The organism is Acinetobacter sp. P1(2023), assembly GCF_028367635.1.
GTDB lineage: Bacteria > Pseudomonadota > Gammaproteobacteria > Pseudomonadales > Moraxellaceae > Acinetobacter > Acinetobacter pittii_E.
Window position 1 is genome coordinate 105,178 of the sequence record NZ_JAQNDD010000001.1, and the last position, 14,243, is coordinate 119,420.

At 41.6% G+C, this 14,243-nt stretch carries 12 protein-coding genes; 4 read left to right on the forward strand and 8 right to left on the reverse strand.

The genetic code is table 11. The features are described 5' to 3' along the window. Genes paaG through paaA form a run of 7 tightly spaced genes read right to left on the reverse strand, consistent with a single transcriptional unit; the run spans position 1 to position 5,205 of the window. Positions 1-792: a 2-(1,2-epoxy-1,2-dihydrophenyl)acetyl-CoA isomerase PaaG gene (paaG, locus tag POD11_RS00475; RefSeq protein WP_262455939.1), complete on the reverse strand. Its 792-nt coding sequence runs from the start codon at positions 790-792 to the stop codon at positions 1-3. Continuing rightward, positions 792-1,565 (reverse strand): enoyl-CoA hydratase-related protein, encoded by a 774-nt coding sequence (locus POD11_RS00480; RefSeq protein WP_171430019.1) that lies wholly within the window; start codon positions 1,563-1,565, stop codon positions 792-794. Before POD11_RS00480 ends, paaG begins: the two co-directional genes overlap by 1 nt. An 8-nt stretch (positions 1,566-1,573) precedes the next feature. Further along, positions 1,574-2,635, reverse strand: coding sequence for a 1,2-phenylacetyl-CoA epoxidase subunit PaaE (paaE, locus tag POD11_RS00485; protein WP_016144869.1), 1,062 nt, complete (start codon positions 2,633-2,635; stop codon positions 1,574-1,576). 23 nt (positions 2,636-2,658) lie between these two features. Continuing rightward, complete coding sequence (paaD, locus tag POD11_RS00490) at positions 2,659-3,159, reverse strand: 1,2-phenylacetyl-CoA epoxidase subunit PaaD (protein ID WP_001177938.1); 501 nt, start codon at positions 3,157-3,159, stop codon at positions 2,659-2,661. A gap of 16 nt (positions 3,160-3,175) precedes the next feature. Continuing rightward, the gene (paaC, locus tag POD11_RS00495; protein ID WP_262455940.1) at positions 3,176-3,931 is read right to left on the reverse strand and encodes a 1,2-phenylacetyl-CoA epoxidase subunit PaaC; all 756 of its coding nucleotides are present in this window, start codon (positions 3,929-3,931) and stop codon (positions 3,176-3,178) included. Positions 3,932-3,943: 12 nt separating this feature from the next. After that, positions 3,944-4,234, reverse strand: a complete 291-nt coding sequence (gene paaB / locus POD11_RS00500) for a 1,2-phenylacetyl-CoA epoxidase subunit PaaB (RefSeq protein ID WP_000389648.1) — start codon at positions 4,232-4,234, stop codon at positions 3,944-3,946. A gap of 32 nt (positions 4,235-4,266) precedes the next feature. Further along, a complete protein-coding gene (gene paaA / locus POD11_RS00505; RefSeq protein ID WP_016141440.1) occupies positions 4,267-5,205 on the reverse strand; it encodes a 1,2-phenylacetyl-CoA epoxidase subunit PaaA in 939 nt (312 codons plus the stop codon). 265 nt (positions 5,206-5,470) lie between these two features. On the opposite strand from paaA, the gene paaZ reads away from it, so the two are divergent. Next, positions 5,471-7,573 carry a phenylacetic acid degradation bifunctional protein PaaZ gene (paaZ, locus tag POD11_RS00510; protein WP_262455941.1) on the forward strand — a complete coding sequence of 701 codons (2,103 nt, stop codon included), beginning with the start codon at positions 5,471-5,473 and terminating at the stop codon, positions 7,571-7,573. Positions 7,574-7,614: 41 nt separating this feature from the next. Here paaZ and POD11_RS00515 read toward each other — a convergent pair whose 3' ends face one another. Beyond that, positions 7,615-8,994, reverse strand: coding sequence for an L-serine ammonia-lyase (locus POD11_RS00515; RefSeq protein WP_262455942.1), 1,380 nt, complete (start codon positions 8,992-8,994; stop codon positions 7,615-7,617). 448 nt (positions 8,995-9,442) lie between these two features. Here POD11_RS00515 and POD11_RS00520 point away from each other — a divergent pair, with 448 nt between their 5' ends. The 3 genes from POD11_RS00520 to abaF all read left to right on the forward strand — a co-directional run bounded on the left by POD11_RS00520 (position 9,443) and on the right by abaF (position 14,193). Further along, positions 9,443-11,014 (forward strand): APC family permease, encoded by a 1,572-nt coding sequence (locus tag POD11_RS00520; RefSeq protein ID WP_061875055.1) that lies wholly within the window; start codon positions 9,443-9,445, stop codon positions 11,012-11,014. A gap of 152 nt (positions 11,015-11,166) precedes the next feature. After that, complete coding sequence (locus POD11_RS00525; RefSeq protein WP_262455943.1) at positions 11,167-12,747, forward strand: aldehyde dehydrogenase (NADP(+)); 1,581 nt, start codon at positions 11,167-11,169, stop codon at positions 12,745-12,747. A 156-nt stretch (positions 12,748-12,903) separates the two neighbouring features. Next, entirely contained in the window at positions 12,904-14,193 is a 1,290-nt protein-coding gene (gene abaF / locus POD11_RS00530; protein ID WP_262455944.1) for a fosfomycin efflux MFS transporter AbaF, read from the forward strand. The last annotated feature ends 50 nt before the right edge of the window (positions 14,194-14,243 follow it).

A 14,243-nucleotide genomic window follows, 5' to 3' on the forward strand; every position in this document is an offset into this window, starting at 1 on the left:
TTAGCGCCCTTTAAAATTTGGTTCACGTTTATTCATAAAGGCTTGTACACCTTCACGATAATCTTCTGAACGACCCGCAATACGTTGTAAATCACGCTCTAACACCATTTGCTCATCAAAGGTGTTGTTGCTTGATTGATGAATGGCTTTTTTAATGAGAGATAGACCAAAAGTAGGCTGTTTCGCTAAACGTTCCGCGAGTTCAGTCACTTTTGCTTTAAGCTCAGCGTCTTCAACCACATCCCAAATCATGCCCCATTCTTTTGCGGTTTCTGCTGGGAGCTTGTCACCTAACAAAGTCAGACCCATCGCACGCGCATGGCCTACAGCACGTGGTAAAAACCATGTCCCCGCCGAGTCTGGAACCAAACCTAAGCGGCAAAATGCTTGTACAAAGTTTGCCGATTTAGCTGCAATCACCAAATCACATGCCAGTGCAATATTTGCCCCTGCACCAGCTGCCACACCATTTACGGCGCAAATCACAGGCTTTGGCATATTTACAATCGTTTTAATGAGCGGGTTATAGTAAATTTCAATGGAATATCCTAAATCTGGAGCTTCAGCATTTGGGTCAACTACACGATCGCCTAAGTCTTGCCCTGCACAAAAACCACGGCCTTCACCACTAATCACCACACAGCGAACATCCGGATTTTTAGTCCACAGGTTTAAAACCTCAGCCACTTCACGGTGCATATCAACGTTAAAGCTATTCAGTGCTTTTGGGCGGTTAAATGTCAGGTAGCCAACACCATTTTTTTCTTCAGCAATAATATTTTGATAGTCCATCACTCACCTCTAAACACTGGCTTTCTTTTCTCAAAGAAAGCATTAATCCCTTCGTTTCGATCTTTTGTAGCCGCCAGCCAGACAAAGTTTTGACGTTCAAACTTGAGTCCCTGACTTAAAGTCGTTTCATGAATACTTTTAATTGATTGCTTAATTACGCGAATCGCTAAAGGCGCTTGTTTGGCAATTTTGGCTGCAAGCTGAACCGCATATTCAACAGTTAATTCGGTCGGCACCACTTGGCTGCAAATGCCGTGTTGCTCTGCCTGTTTTGCCGAAATCATCTCACCTGTCATGGCCCAGCGCATGGTGAGCTGTTGCCCTACCAAGCGCGCTAAACGCTGTGTTCCGCCTGCACCCGGCAACATACCTAAAGTAATTTCAGGTAAAGCAAAACGGGCATTCTCACCACAAACGACCATATCTGAATGCAAAACCAACTCAAACCCAGCGCCTAAGGCATAGCCATTCACTGCGGTGATCAGTGGCTTACTAAACGCATCAATCTTTTGCCAAAGCTTCGGGCGAATATCGAGTTGCAAAGACACGGCGTCCATTGCAGCCAATTCACTAAGATCTGCTCCAGCAGCAAAACATTGAGCATTACCTGTCAAAACCACCGCTTTGACTTGAGCATTATGTTCAGCTTCTTCGAGCAACTCGCACAAACACTGCAATGTTGCATTGTTTAAAGCATTTCTTTTTTCCGGACGGTTTAGGGTTAATAACAAAACACCGTCAGTTGCTGTGCTGGCTTTGATTAACTCTTGCATGGCGGCCTCTATTCATCAAAACTCAAACGAACATTTGAGCCTTTTGGTAAGGTCTGACAGCTCAGCACATAGCCCTTTTCAACTTCATCTTCTTCAAGACTGTAGTTAAGGAACATGTCGACTTCGCCAGAAAGCACCTTACAACGACAGGTCGCACACACCCCACCTTTACAGGCATACGGTAAGTCAGCACCTGCGCGTAAAGCCGCATCTAGAATACTTTCATCATCCTGAGCCACAGAAACAATCAGTTCACGACCATCTAAAATGATGTTTACTTTTTCTTCTTTACGGTTTGCATCCGCTTCAACACTACGTTTGCGCGCTTGTCCCGTATGGAAACGTTCGGTGTGAATTCGCTCTTTTGCAATACCAAAGTTCGGCAAGGTGCTTTCTACAGCATTCATCATTTCGTCTGGACCACAGGCAAACACATGGTCAAAACTCGTTTCAAGCACATCAAAATTAAAAAGTTGTTTTAGCTTTTCTTCATCAATACGACCATTCATCAGTTCACTATCGTTGAACTCACGAGAAAAAATATTGATGAGTTGAAAGCGCTCTTTAAACTGATCTTTCAAATCCATAATTTGCTCGGCAAACATGGTTTGTTTCCATGAGCGATTGCCATAGAGCAACGTAAATTTAGCTTCAGGTTGTTCAAACAAGACTTGCTTAACAATCGATAAAATTGGGGTAATACCACTGCCCGCGGCAACGCCTAAATAGTTTTGTCCGCCGATTTTGGCTGCTTTTTGAAAAAACACGCCTTGTGGTGGCATGACTTCAAGCACATCACCCACTTTCAAATGGTCATTTGCCCAGTTTGAAAATTGACCTTGATCAATTTTTTTAACTGCAATACTGATGTCTTCTTTGCCTGCATAGCTACAAATTGAATAACAACGGCGGATTTCACCAGCTTCGGTTAAATGGCGAATGGTTAAGTGTTGACCCGGTTGAAATTGAAATTGTTCTTGTTGTTCAGGTACAACGTCAAATGCAATACAAATTGCCTGATCGGTTTGCGGCGTAATACTTTTTACTTTTAATGGTACAAATTGGCTCATGGCTGATTTCCTTATCTAAAGACTTAAATACATTTGAAGTAATCAAAAGGCTCAAGACAGTCCTGACATTTATAAAGTGCTTTACAGGCGGTAGAACTAAACTCTGTTAACAGTCGGGTATGTCGGCTTTTACAACGTGGACATTCGACACCATCATTTAAATGAACATGAGTCCCACATTGATGCGCCAACCCTTCTGGTGGTGCAATGCCATAAACTTGCAGTTTCTTTTTACCCGCTTCAGACATCCAGTCGGTGGTCCATGCTTCTGATAAATCGACCATGACTTTGACCGGTGTCAAAGCTTCTGCGGTAAATGCCTCAACAATCTGTGCTTTGAGCATATCTGTTGCAGGGCAACCGCTATATGTCGGAGTTAGACGAACAATAATTTCTTGTTGATCGTTAATCTCTACACCGCGAATCATGCCTAAATCGACAACCGATAAAACCGGAATTTCAGGGTCACTGACCGTTTGTAGAACATCCCAACATTGGTCGATGCAATGACGAATCATTTGCATGGCTCACCTCCTTGTCTTACCAGGTCATGCCCGGATAAGTTCTTTGAATACTTTGCATTTCAGCCAACAAATAACCTAAATGCTCAGTATGCAATCCTTGTTTCGCACCACGGCGATAAGCACCGTTCACAGCAACATTTAATTCAAAACGTTTAAGTTCATCTGCAATGGTTTGGTTCCATTGTTCTTTTTCATTTGAAAAATCTGGAATCACGCCCTCTGCAACTAAGGCTTTTTCGTCTGCACTCAGTTCAAATAATTCAGCGGTAAAGCGCCATAAATTATTTAATCCGTCTTGCACACGTTGATGTGCTTCATCTGTGCTTAAACTTAAACGTTCCATCCAGCTTGTCGAAAAACGGATGTGGTATTTCACTTCTTTTAAAGATTTAACGGCAAGTGCGCTTAATTCAGGAAGCGAGCTTTGCGTTAAAGCAGTAAATAAATGAAGATGGTAACGATCCATCAACCACTGGCGTACAATCGTTTGAGCAAAATCACCATTAGGTTGTTCACACAACAATAGGTTTAAAAACTCACGCTCAGTACGGAAATACGCAAGCTGATCTTCATCACGTTGAGCTTCATCATATTGACCAGCCAAAGTCAGAAAGTTTCTTGCTTGACCCAATAAGTCCAAACCAATGTTTGCTAAAGCAATATCAATTTCAAGCTCAGGTGCATGCCCGCACCACTCAGCCAAACGCTGCGATAAAACCAGTTGACTGTCGCCAATATGTAATAAGAATTTAGATAAAACTGTCTGATTCATGTGCCATTCCCCTTACATGTGCTCAATGCCATCTGGGATATGGTAAAAAGTCGGATGACGATAAACCTTGTCTAGAGAAGGATCAAAAAATTCAGCTTTTTCATCTGGCTGTGAAGATTTAATCAGTTCAGAACGAACCACCCAAATGCTAATTCCTTCGTTACGGCGCGTGTAAACATCACGAGCATGTTGCAGTGCGATTTCATCATCAGGTGCTCTTAAGCTGCCTACATGACGGTGGCTTAAGCCTTGTTTACTACGTACAAATACTTCGTAGAGCGACCAGTTGTTTTTATCTTCCATTTTGATTTCCTCAAATTTTTCCATAAATCTTGTTAAGCCACTTTGTTTGCTTCAAGCTGCTGCTTTTTCGCGTAGACCACTGCTGCATCACGAACCCATTTGCCGTTTTCCCATGCTTTACGGCGTGCTTCGATACGCTCGTGATTACATGGTCCACGTCCGGCAATTACTTCATTAAATTCGTGCCAGTCGATCTCGCCAAACTCATAGTGGCCTGTTTCTTCATTTAATTTTAAATCTGGGTCCGGCACTTCTAAGCCAAGCTGCAAAACTTGTGGCACGGTGTTATCAACGAACTTTTGACGTAATTCATCGTTACTAAAACGTTTGATTTTCCATGCCATGCTTTGTGCGCTGTTTGGAGAATGCTCATCACTTGGGCCAAACATCATGAGTGCTGGCCACCAGTAGCGATTTACTGCATCTTGTGCCATCTGCTTTTGTTCTGGTGTACCGTTTGCCAAAGCCATCATGGCTTCAAAACCTTGGCGTTGGTGGAAACTTTCTTCTTTACAGATACGTACCATTGCACGTGCATATGGTCCGTAAGAGGTACGGCAAAGTGCAACTTGGTTCACAATGGCTGCCCCATCGACAAGCCAACCAATCGCAGCGACATCTGCCCAAGTCAAAGTTGGATAGTTAAAAATTGATGAGTATTTCATTTTTCCATCAATCAACTTTTCCATCATGTCATCACGGTCAGCACCTAAGGTTTCTGCTGCGCTATACAAATACAAACCATGACCCGCTTCATCTTGTACCTTCGCCAATAAAACAGCTTTACGTTTTAAAGTTGGCGCACGAGTAATCCAGTTCCCTTCAGGCAACATACCTACAATTTCAGAATGGCCATGTTGCCCGATTTGACGAATCAATGTTTTGCGATAGGCATCAGGCATTTGATCCTTAGCCTCGATCGTAATTTCATTGGCAATGTTTTGTTCAAATTTCTGGTAGTTGTTTTCCATTCTTTCATTCCCTGTAGGCATCACCCTTAAATCTATTTTTCGATACACCAAAAACAAAGTCAATCACTTTTTTAGTATCAAATTAAATGCAACCAATAATTTGAAATTAAATATTTGAAATTATTAAATTTAAATCAATTGTAAAAAACCTTTTTACTTTTACAAATCAAAATAAAGTTGACTTTTTGACAAATTAATCTGAAATTATGAATCATATTTTTGCAATTTTTATAATTGATGTATCACATAAAAAAGGAGTTTGGTCATGCTTGAACAAGCACACCTAGAAGGAACCTCAACTGACACAGATTTTCAGCAGTCTGAGCATCAACTGCCTCACCTTGCTTCTTATGTCTATGGAACATGGCATTCGACGGGCGAAGAACTACGTCCTGTTTACCATGCCATTACGGGTGAACCGATTTATGCCGTAAGTAGTCATGGCATTGATATGAAACGTGTTGTTCAATATGCCAAACAAAATGGTTCAGAACTGGCTAACTGGACATTTCATCAACGCGCTAATGCTTTAAAACAAATTGCCCAATATTTACTGGAACGTAAGGAAGAGTTTTACAAACTTGCTTATGCAACAGGTGCAACTCGTAAAGATGCATGGATTGATATTGAAGGTGGCATCCAGACATTATTTGCTTATTCAAGTTTGGTTCGCCGTGAACTTAATGACGAAAAAATTATTACCGAAGACAGTTGGATTCAGTTATCTAAAAATGGAACTTTCGGTGCTAAACACATTTTAAGTCCTAAAGCGGGTGTGGCCGTTCACATTAATGCTTTTAACTTCCCAATTTGGGGAATGCTTGAAAAGATCGCTCCGACGCTACTTGCAGGTGTGCCATGTATTGTTAAACCTGCAACCGATGGCTCTCAATTAACTCAAGCTGTTGTAAAAGCCATTGAAGAAGCACATGTATTACCAAAAGGCTCGCTACAACTCATTTGCGGTCAGACTTATGACTTGTTAGAACAGTTAGGCCCACAAGACTGCGTTACGTTTACAGGTTCTGCCTACACAGGTCAAAAACTACGTAACCACCCTCACCTCAATAAATACTCGATTCCATTTAGCATGGAAGCTGACTCGGTAAACAGCGCAATTTTAAGCCCTGAAGCAAATGAAGAAACTGTCGATTTATTTGTGCGTGAAGTCTTCCGTGAAATGACGACAAAAGCAGGCCAAAAATGTACTGCAATTCGCCGTGCTTTCGTTCCTGAAAATTTATTAACTACTGTGCAAGAAAAGCTCACTGCCAAACTTGCTAAAGTTGTGGTGGGTGACCCTCAAAAAGAAGAAACCACCATGGGTGCTTTAGCCAGCATTAAACAAAAACATGACGTTGCAGAAAAAGTTGCTGAACTCAGCAAAGATGCAAAAATTGTTTTTGGTGGCAACGAGACCTTTACGTTTAATGCAGACCATCCTGAAAAAGGTGCTTTTTTCGCTCCAACTTTATTGGTGTGCGAACAGCCTTTACAAGCGACGAATGTTCATACCACGGAAGCTTTCGGTCCGGTATGTACACTCATGCCATATCAAAACATTGAAGAGCTTAGCGATCTTGTTTCACGTGGTGAAGGTAGCCTAGTGGCTTCTGTCGTTAAAAATAACGATGAGAATATTGAGCAGATTATTCAAAAAATTGCACCTTGGCATGGGCGCGTGCATGTACTCGATGCAGAGTCAGCAAAAGAAAGTACAGGACATGGTTCACCACTTCCGCATCTTGTACACGGCGGACCTGGTCGTGCAGGTGGCGGTGAAGAGTTGGGTGGTATTCGTGCCGTTAAACACTACATGCAGCGCACTGCAATTCAAGGCTCTCCAAATAGCCTGACTCAAATTACCCATTCATGGACTGCGGGTTCGAAAGTTAATGAAGACCGCGTACATCCATTTAAAAAGTCTTTTGATGAGTTAGTAATTGGTGAACGCCTATTAACAGCACGCCGTACAGTCACCGAAGCTGATATTGTTAATTTCGCGTGTTTAAGCGGTGACTACTTCTACGCACATACCGACAAAATCGCAGCGGCTGAGTCTTTCTTTGGTGAACGCGTTGCACATGGCTATTTCATTGTATCTGCCGCAGCAGGTCTATTTGTCGATGCAGCACAAGGCCCTGTGATTGCCAATTATGGTATGGACAACTTACGCTTTGTTGAACCGGTTAAAATCGGTGACTCCATTCAGGTTGAACTCACCTGTAAACAAAAAACACCTAAACCACAAAAAGACCCGTCTCAGCCTGCGCATGGCGTTGTGGTGTGGGATATTAAAGTCAAAAACCAACGTGGTGAACTTGTCGCAACTTACGACATTTTAACCTTAGTTGCTCGCGAAGCTTAATGTTTAAAAAGAGATGGGGCACCTCGTCCCCATCTCTTTTTTTAGCACTCAATTGCGTTAACAGCGAGGCCACCTTTTGAAGTTTCTTTATATTTCTCAGACATATCTCTGCCTGTTTCCTTCATGGTCTGAATGACTTTATCTAAGGTCACAAAATGTTCACCTTCATCATGAAGTGCCATTTGTGCTGCATTAATGGCTTTTACAGCCGCAATTGCATTTCGTTCAATGCAAGGCACCTGAACCAAACCACCAATCGGGTCACACGTTAAACCTAAATTATGTTCAAGCCCAATTTCAGCCGCATGCTCCACTTGCTCAGGTGAGGCACCTAAAATTTCGGCTAAACCTGCCGAAGCCATCGCACATGCTGAGCCGACTTCGCCCTGACATCCCACTTCTGCACCAGAAATAGAAGCATTGAGTTTACATAAAATGCCGACTGCTGCCGCACTTAAAAAGAAACGAACCACTTTGTCTTCGGAAAAGTCTTTAGAGAAAGTCACGTAGTAATATAAAACTGCCGGAATAATCCCTGCTGCACCATTTGTAGGTGCCGTCACTACTCGACCACCAGCAGCATTTTCTTCATTGACGGCTAAAGCAAATAAATTAACCCATTCCATGGCATGAAAAGTTGTCACAATCAGGTTTGAGTTTTTCTTATTTAATAACTTATCATGAATTTTCTTGGCCCGACGCTTTACGTTTAACCCACCCGGCAATATTCCTTCATTAATTAATCCGTTGTGAATACATTGCTGCATCACTTTCCAGATTTCCATAATCTTGCTACGAATCTCGGTTTCACTACGCCAGCTTCTTTCATTTTCAAACATTAACTCGCTCACTGATAAATGATGAGTTTTACATAAGCTTAAAAGTTCAGCCGCGCTATGAAACGGATATGAAACCTTAACGTCGTTGGTTTCAGTTTGAGTGGTTGCTAATTGCCTTTGGCTAACAATAAAGCCACCACCAACCGAATAGTAAGTTTCTGCATATAAAATTTCTTGAGCCTCGTTATACGCAATCAATTCCATTGCATTGGGGTGATAAGGCAAAGATTCATCTAAAAAAAGCACATCATGCTTATAGTCAAAAGAAATACTCTTTTGCTGATTAAGCTGGATGGCTTTATTTTCAAGAACATCTTCAATCAAGCTTGTACTTACTTGAGTATCAATATGTTCAGGGTCAAAACCCATTAAGCCTAACAGTACTGCCTTGTCTGTTGCATGACCGACACCGGTTGCCGATAGCGAACCATATAACTTCACCTGAACTCTAACCGTTGCTTGTAAATCATTTTGCTTCAATAAATCATCCACAAAACTGTATGCCGCTCGCATTGGTCCAACTGTATGGGAGCTAGATGGACCAATACCAATTTTAAAAAGATCAAATACACTAATAAACACGTGGTCCTACCTTCGATTCATTATTATTCGTATGTTCGTCATTATTGTGTCCTTTCGGATAGTTCTAAAATTATCATTAAGCCGTCTATAAAGCACTGAAAATAAATGGTTCATTGCCTAAAAACAATGCAATCAATTTCTAATTCAATATTTTTCAAAAATGGAATTTTCCATTAATTTAAATGGTAAATGACTCAACCAATATTGAAGAATTGTTCTTTTGAGCAAATAAAATCACAAACCTTTGCCAATTTTTTATAAAAATATTTGGTTTTCAAGTTATTTACTTGAAATTTAGACTATTTAAAATCAATTAAAAACAAACATTTACATAGTATTTAAATCATTCATTGCCCATAAATAGAATAAAAATTCCCCTATTTACCAATAACCATATATCGTATACGATATATGAAAGAACAATAGTTCTGTCGTTAAGGAAAACGTAATGACAAGTCAGTTTAAAAAACAGTTATCTCTAATGGATCTTACATTCATTGGCTTAGGCGCCATTTTTGGTTCAGGATGGTTATTTTCAGCGAGTCATGTGGCCTCTCAAGCTGGCCCTGCGGGTATATTGTCATGGATTATTGGCGGCTTTGCCGTTTTAATTCTGGGAATTATTTATTGTGAGTTAGGTGCAGCCTTACCACGAGCAGGCGGTATTATCCGTTATCCCGTATTTTCACATGGCCCATTACAAGGATATTTATTGGGTTCTGTAACCGTCATTGCCTTTTCAAGTTTAATTGCAATTGAAGTCGTCGCTGCTCGTGAATATGCTGCAGCATGGTTCCCCTCGCTTACCGCCGTCAATGATGGTGTTCGGTCTCCAACTACCATTGGATGGTTGTTTCAGTTTGCACTTTTATGCGTATTTTTTGCATTGAACTATTACAGCGTAAAAACCTTTGCAATTGCCAACAACCTCATCAGTGCATTGAAATTTGCTGTACCAGTTTTAGTGATGGTTGCACTTCTATACCATTTTAAACCTGCAAACTTTTCAATGACCGAGTTTGCCCCAATGGGTGCTCACGGCGTACAAGGTGCCGTATCTGCTGGTGGTATTATTTTTGCGTATTTAGGTTTAACGCCAATTATTTCGGTGGCAAGTGAAGTAAAGCGTCCTCAATTTACGATTCCTTTTGCGCTCATCTTATCTGTCGTTTTGGCAACGATTATTTATGTAGTGCTTCAAGTTGCTTTCTTGGGTGCAGTACCCACCGATATGTTAGCAAATGGTTGGTCAGGACTCAGTGACAAATTCCCATTACCTTACCGCGACATTGCCATGTTATTAGGTTTGGGATGGTTAGCTCTGTTAGTTGTTTCAGATGCCATTATTTCTCCGTCTGGCTGCGGCAACATCTATATGGCTGCAACTCCACGTGTCATTTATGCATGGTCGAACAGTAATACATTCTTCCGTATTTTTACACGTGTAGATCCAAAATCAGGCATTCCACGTTATGCCTTATGGTTAACATTTGCACTTTCTGTATTTTGGACTATGCCGTTTCCATCTTGGGATAAATTAATTTCTGTGGTTTCGGCAGCTTTAGTTTTAAGTTATGCCCTAGCTCCTGTCACAGTCGGTGCTTTACGTCGTAATGCTCCTGAGCTAGAACGTCCATTCTATGTAAAAGGCTTTACCGTTCTCGGCCCACTCGCTTTTGTCATTGCATCTTTTATTGTCTATTGGTCTGGCTGGAATGTGATTTCATGGTTATTAGGCGCACAAATCGTATTGTTTGCACTCTACGTTATTTTTAAACGCTATGTGCCAACCCAAGAAGTCAGCCTAGCTCAACAATTAAAGTCCTCAGCGTGGCTCCTTGTTTACTACATTCTAATGATTATTGCTTCTTATCTTGGCAGCTTCGGTGATGGCGCATCGCACCTATTGGCAGCGCCATTCGACACATTATTAGTGATGGTGATTTCTCTTGGTTGTTACTACTGGGGTATACGCTCAGGTTTACCAAAAGCACTGATTAAAAATGATGATGAAGCTTAGCAATTGCTTCCTTAAAAACATATAAGTTAAGGTTTTCTTTTGGTTAATACCGTATACAAAATACAATATTTCCAAATGTAAAACCTTCACTTTGATAACTCTGCAACGTCAGAAGAAGCACTTTTGACGTTTACTCTAAAGTGAGGTTGATAATGTCAAATATTACTGGTCAAAATTTTATTGCAGGTCAACGTTCAAGTGCAGGCAGTAAGTTTGTCTTAAGCTACGATGCTGCAACAGATGAAGCATTACCCTATCAGTTTGCTCAAGCAACTCCTGAAGAAATTGAACGGGCAGCTCAAGCAGCCGCATTGGCTTATCCGGCTTTTAGACAAACTACGCCAGAACAACGCGCTGTTTTTCTAGAAACGATTGCCAGTGAAATTGATGCGCTTGATGACCAGTTTATTGCAACAGTCTGTCAAGAAACTGCCTTACCAGAAGCGCGTATTCGCGGTGAACGTGGGCGGACTACAGGCCAATTACGTCTGTTTGCTCAAGTATTACGCCGTGGCGACTATTTAGGTGCGCGTATTGATTTGGCTTTACCTGAACGTCAACCACTTCCACGTCCAGATTTACGCCAATATAAAATCGGTGTTGGACCAGTTGCCGTATTTGGTGCAAGTAACTTCCCTCTCGCCTTTTCTACTGCGGGTGGCGATACCGCTTCAGCACTTGCTGCTGGATGTCCAGTTATTGTGAAGGCTCATAGCGGTCACATGGCAACGGCCGAATCAATTGCAAACGCCATTTGTAGTGCGATTGAGAAATGCGCTATGCCAAAAGGCATCTTTAGCATGATTTATGGTCAAGGTGTCGGTGAACCACTCGTAAAACATCCAGCAATTAAAGCCGTTGGATTTACAGGTTCACTTAAAGGTGGCCGCGCTCTATGCGATCTAGCTGCTGCACGTCCTGAACCCATTCCAGTTTTTGCTGAAATGTCGAGCATTAACCCAATGGTTTTATTACCCGAAGCTCTGAAAGTGCGTGGTGACAAAATCGCAAACGAACTTAGTGGTTCAGTGGTTTTAGGCTGCGGTCAGTTTTGTACCAATCCGGGTTTAATTATTGGAATTAAATCACCTGAGTTCAGCGAATTTATGGCGCAGTTTACGGCTGCAATGGCCCAGCAACCGTCACAAACCATGCTTAACAAAGGTACTTTAGGAAGCTACGAGCATGGCCTGAAAGAATTACTCACACATGACAAAATAGAGCATTTAGCGGGTCAACCGCAGCAAGGCCATCAAGCCTATCCTCAGCTCTTTAAAGCCGATGTATCTCTTTTACTAGAGCATGATGAATTACTTCAAGAAGAAGTATTCGGCCCAACGACGATTGTGATTGAGGTTGAATCGGCAGAGCAGCTCGCTCTAGCTTTAAATGGTCTACGTGGTCAACTTACAGCATCATTAATTGCCGAGCCACAAGATTTTGAAAACTTCGCGACCCTTATTCCGTTACTTGAAGAAAAAGCAGGACGTTTACTTCTAAATGGTTACCCAACAGGCGTTGAAGTCTGTGATGCCATGGTACACGGCGGGCCTTATCCTGCAACTTCAGATGCACGCGGTACATCGGTAGGAACCTTAGCAATCGAGCGTTATTTACGACCAGTATGTTATCAAAACTATCCAGATCAGTTATTGCCACTCGCCCTTCAAAATGCCAATCCGCTTGGTATTGCGCGCTTAGTGAATGGTGAAATGAGTAAAGCTGCTCTTTAAATGTTGAAGGAGTTTATCCAAAGGATGGACTCCTTTTTTTAGTTCAAAACCTCCAGCGTAATCGCACATTATTTAAATAAAAAAGTGCAAAAAATGAATAGCAAGATGCTCCATTAAATCAATGCGTAACATATTTTTAAATAAGGATATTGGTATATGACGACAACATTAAAAAAGGTCGTAGCGGCCTCTATGGTCGGCTCCGTAGCTGAATGGTATGAATTTTTCCTATATGGAACTGCTTCTGCCCTTGTCTTTGGCGAACTTTTCTTTCAACAAACGGGCAATGCTATAGATGGTATTTTGGCGGCGTTTGCCCTGTATGCCGTTGGCTTTTTAGCACGACCTATTGGCGGCCTCGTGTTTGGCCATTACGGCGATAAAATTGGTCGTAAGAAATTATTGCAAATTAGCCTGATTATTGTCGGTATCACTACTTTTTTAATGGGCTGTATTCCGACCTTTCATCAAATTGGCTATTGGGCACCTACACTTTTGGTCATGCTACGTCTAATTCAAGGCTTTGCTTTTGGTGGCGAATGGGGCGGCGCAGTCATTTTGGTTTCAGAGCACAGTCCAGATGATCGCAGAGGTTATTGGGCAAGCTGGCCACAAACTGGCGTACCGCTAGGAAATTTAGTGGCAACACTGGTTTTATTGTTACTTTCAAAAAACCTCTCATCCGAACAATTCCTAGATTGGGGATGGCGCTGTGCATTCTGGTTCTCAGCAGTCGTTGTACTGATTGGTTTATGGATTCGAAAAAATGTAGACGATGCCGAAGTATTTAAAGAAGCTCAGGCCAAACAACAGCTTCTTGAAAAGCAACAGCTTGGGATTATTGAGGTTTTAAAATATCATAAGAAATCTGTTATTGCAGGTATCGGTGCCAGATTCGCAGAAAACATTTTGTACTATATGGTGGTTACTTTTTCGATCAGTTATTTAAAGTTAGTCGTTCATAAAGATACTTCACAAATTTTACTGCTCATGTTTGGCGCTCATCTGATCCATTTCTTTATTATTCCTTTTATGGGGCATTTAAGCGATATATTTGGCCGCAAACCTATTTATCTTATTGGGGCTGTACTTACTGCTTTTTGGGGATTTGTCGGCTTTCCTTTAATGGATACAGGCAATGACTGGCTCATTATGTTGGCAATTGTGCTAGGTTTATTTATTGAATCCATGACCTACTCGCCTTACTCTGCGTTAATGACCGAGTTATTTCCAACTCACATCCGCTATACGGCGCTTTCATTTTGTTATCAAGTCGCGCCAATTATGGCAGGTTCGCTTGCTCCATTAATTGCCCTAACATTACTTAAAGAGTTTAATAGCTCGGTTCCGATTTCTTTATATTTGGTTGCCGCAAGTCTGATTTCTATTGTCTCGATTTTGCTTGTGAAAGAAACCAAAGGCCGGTCATTGGCTTTTAAAGATTAATCTTTAAGATATAAATTAAGCGCTTAATAATCATTTTGGGTTGTTCTATA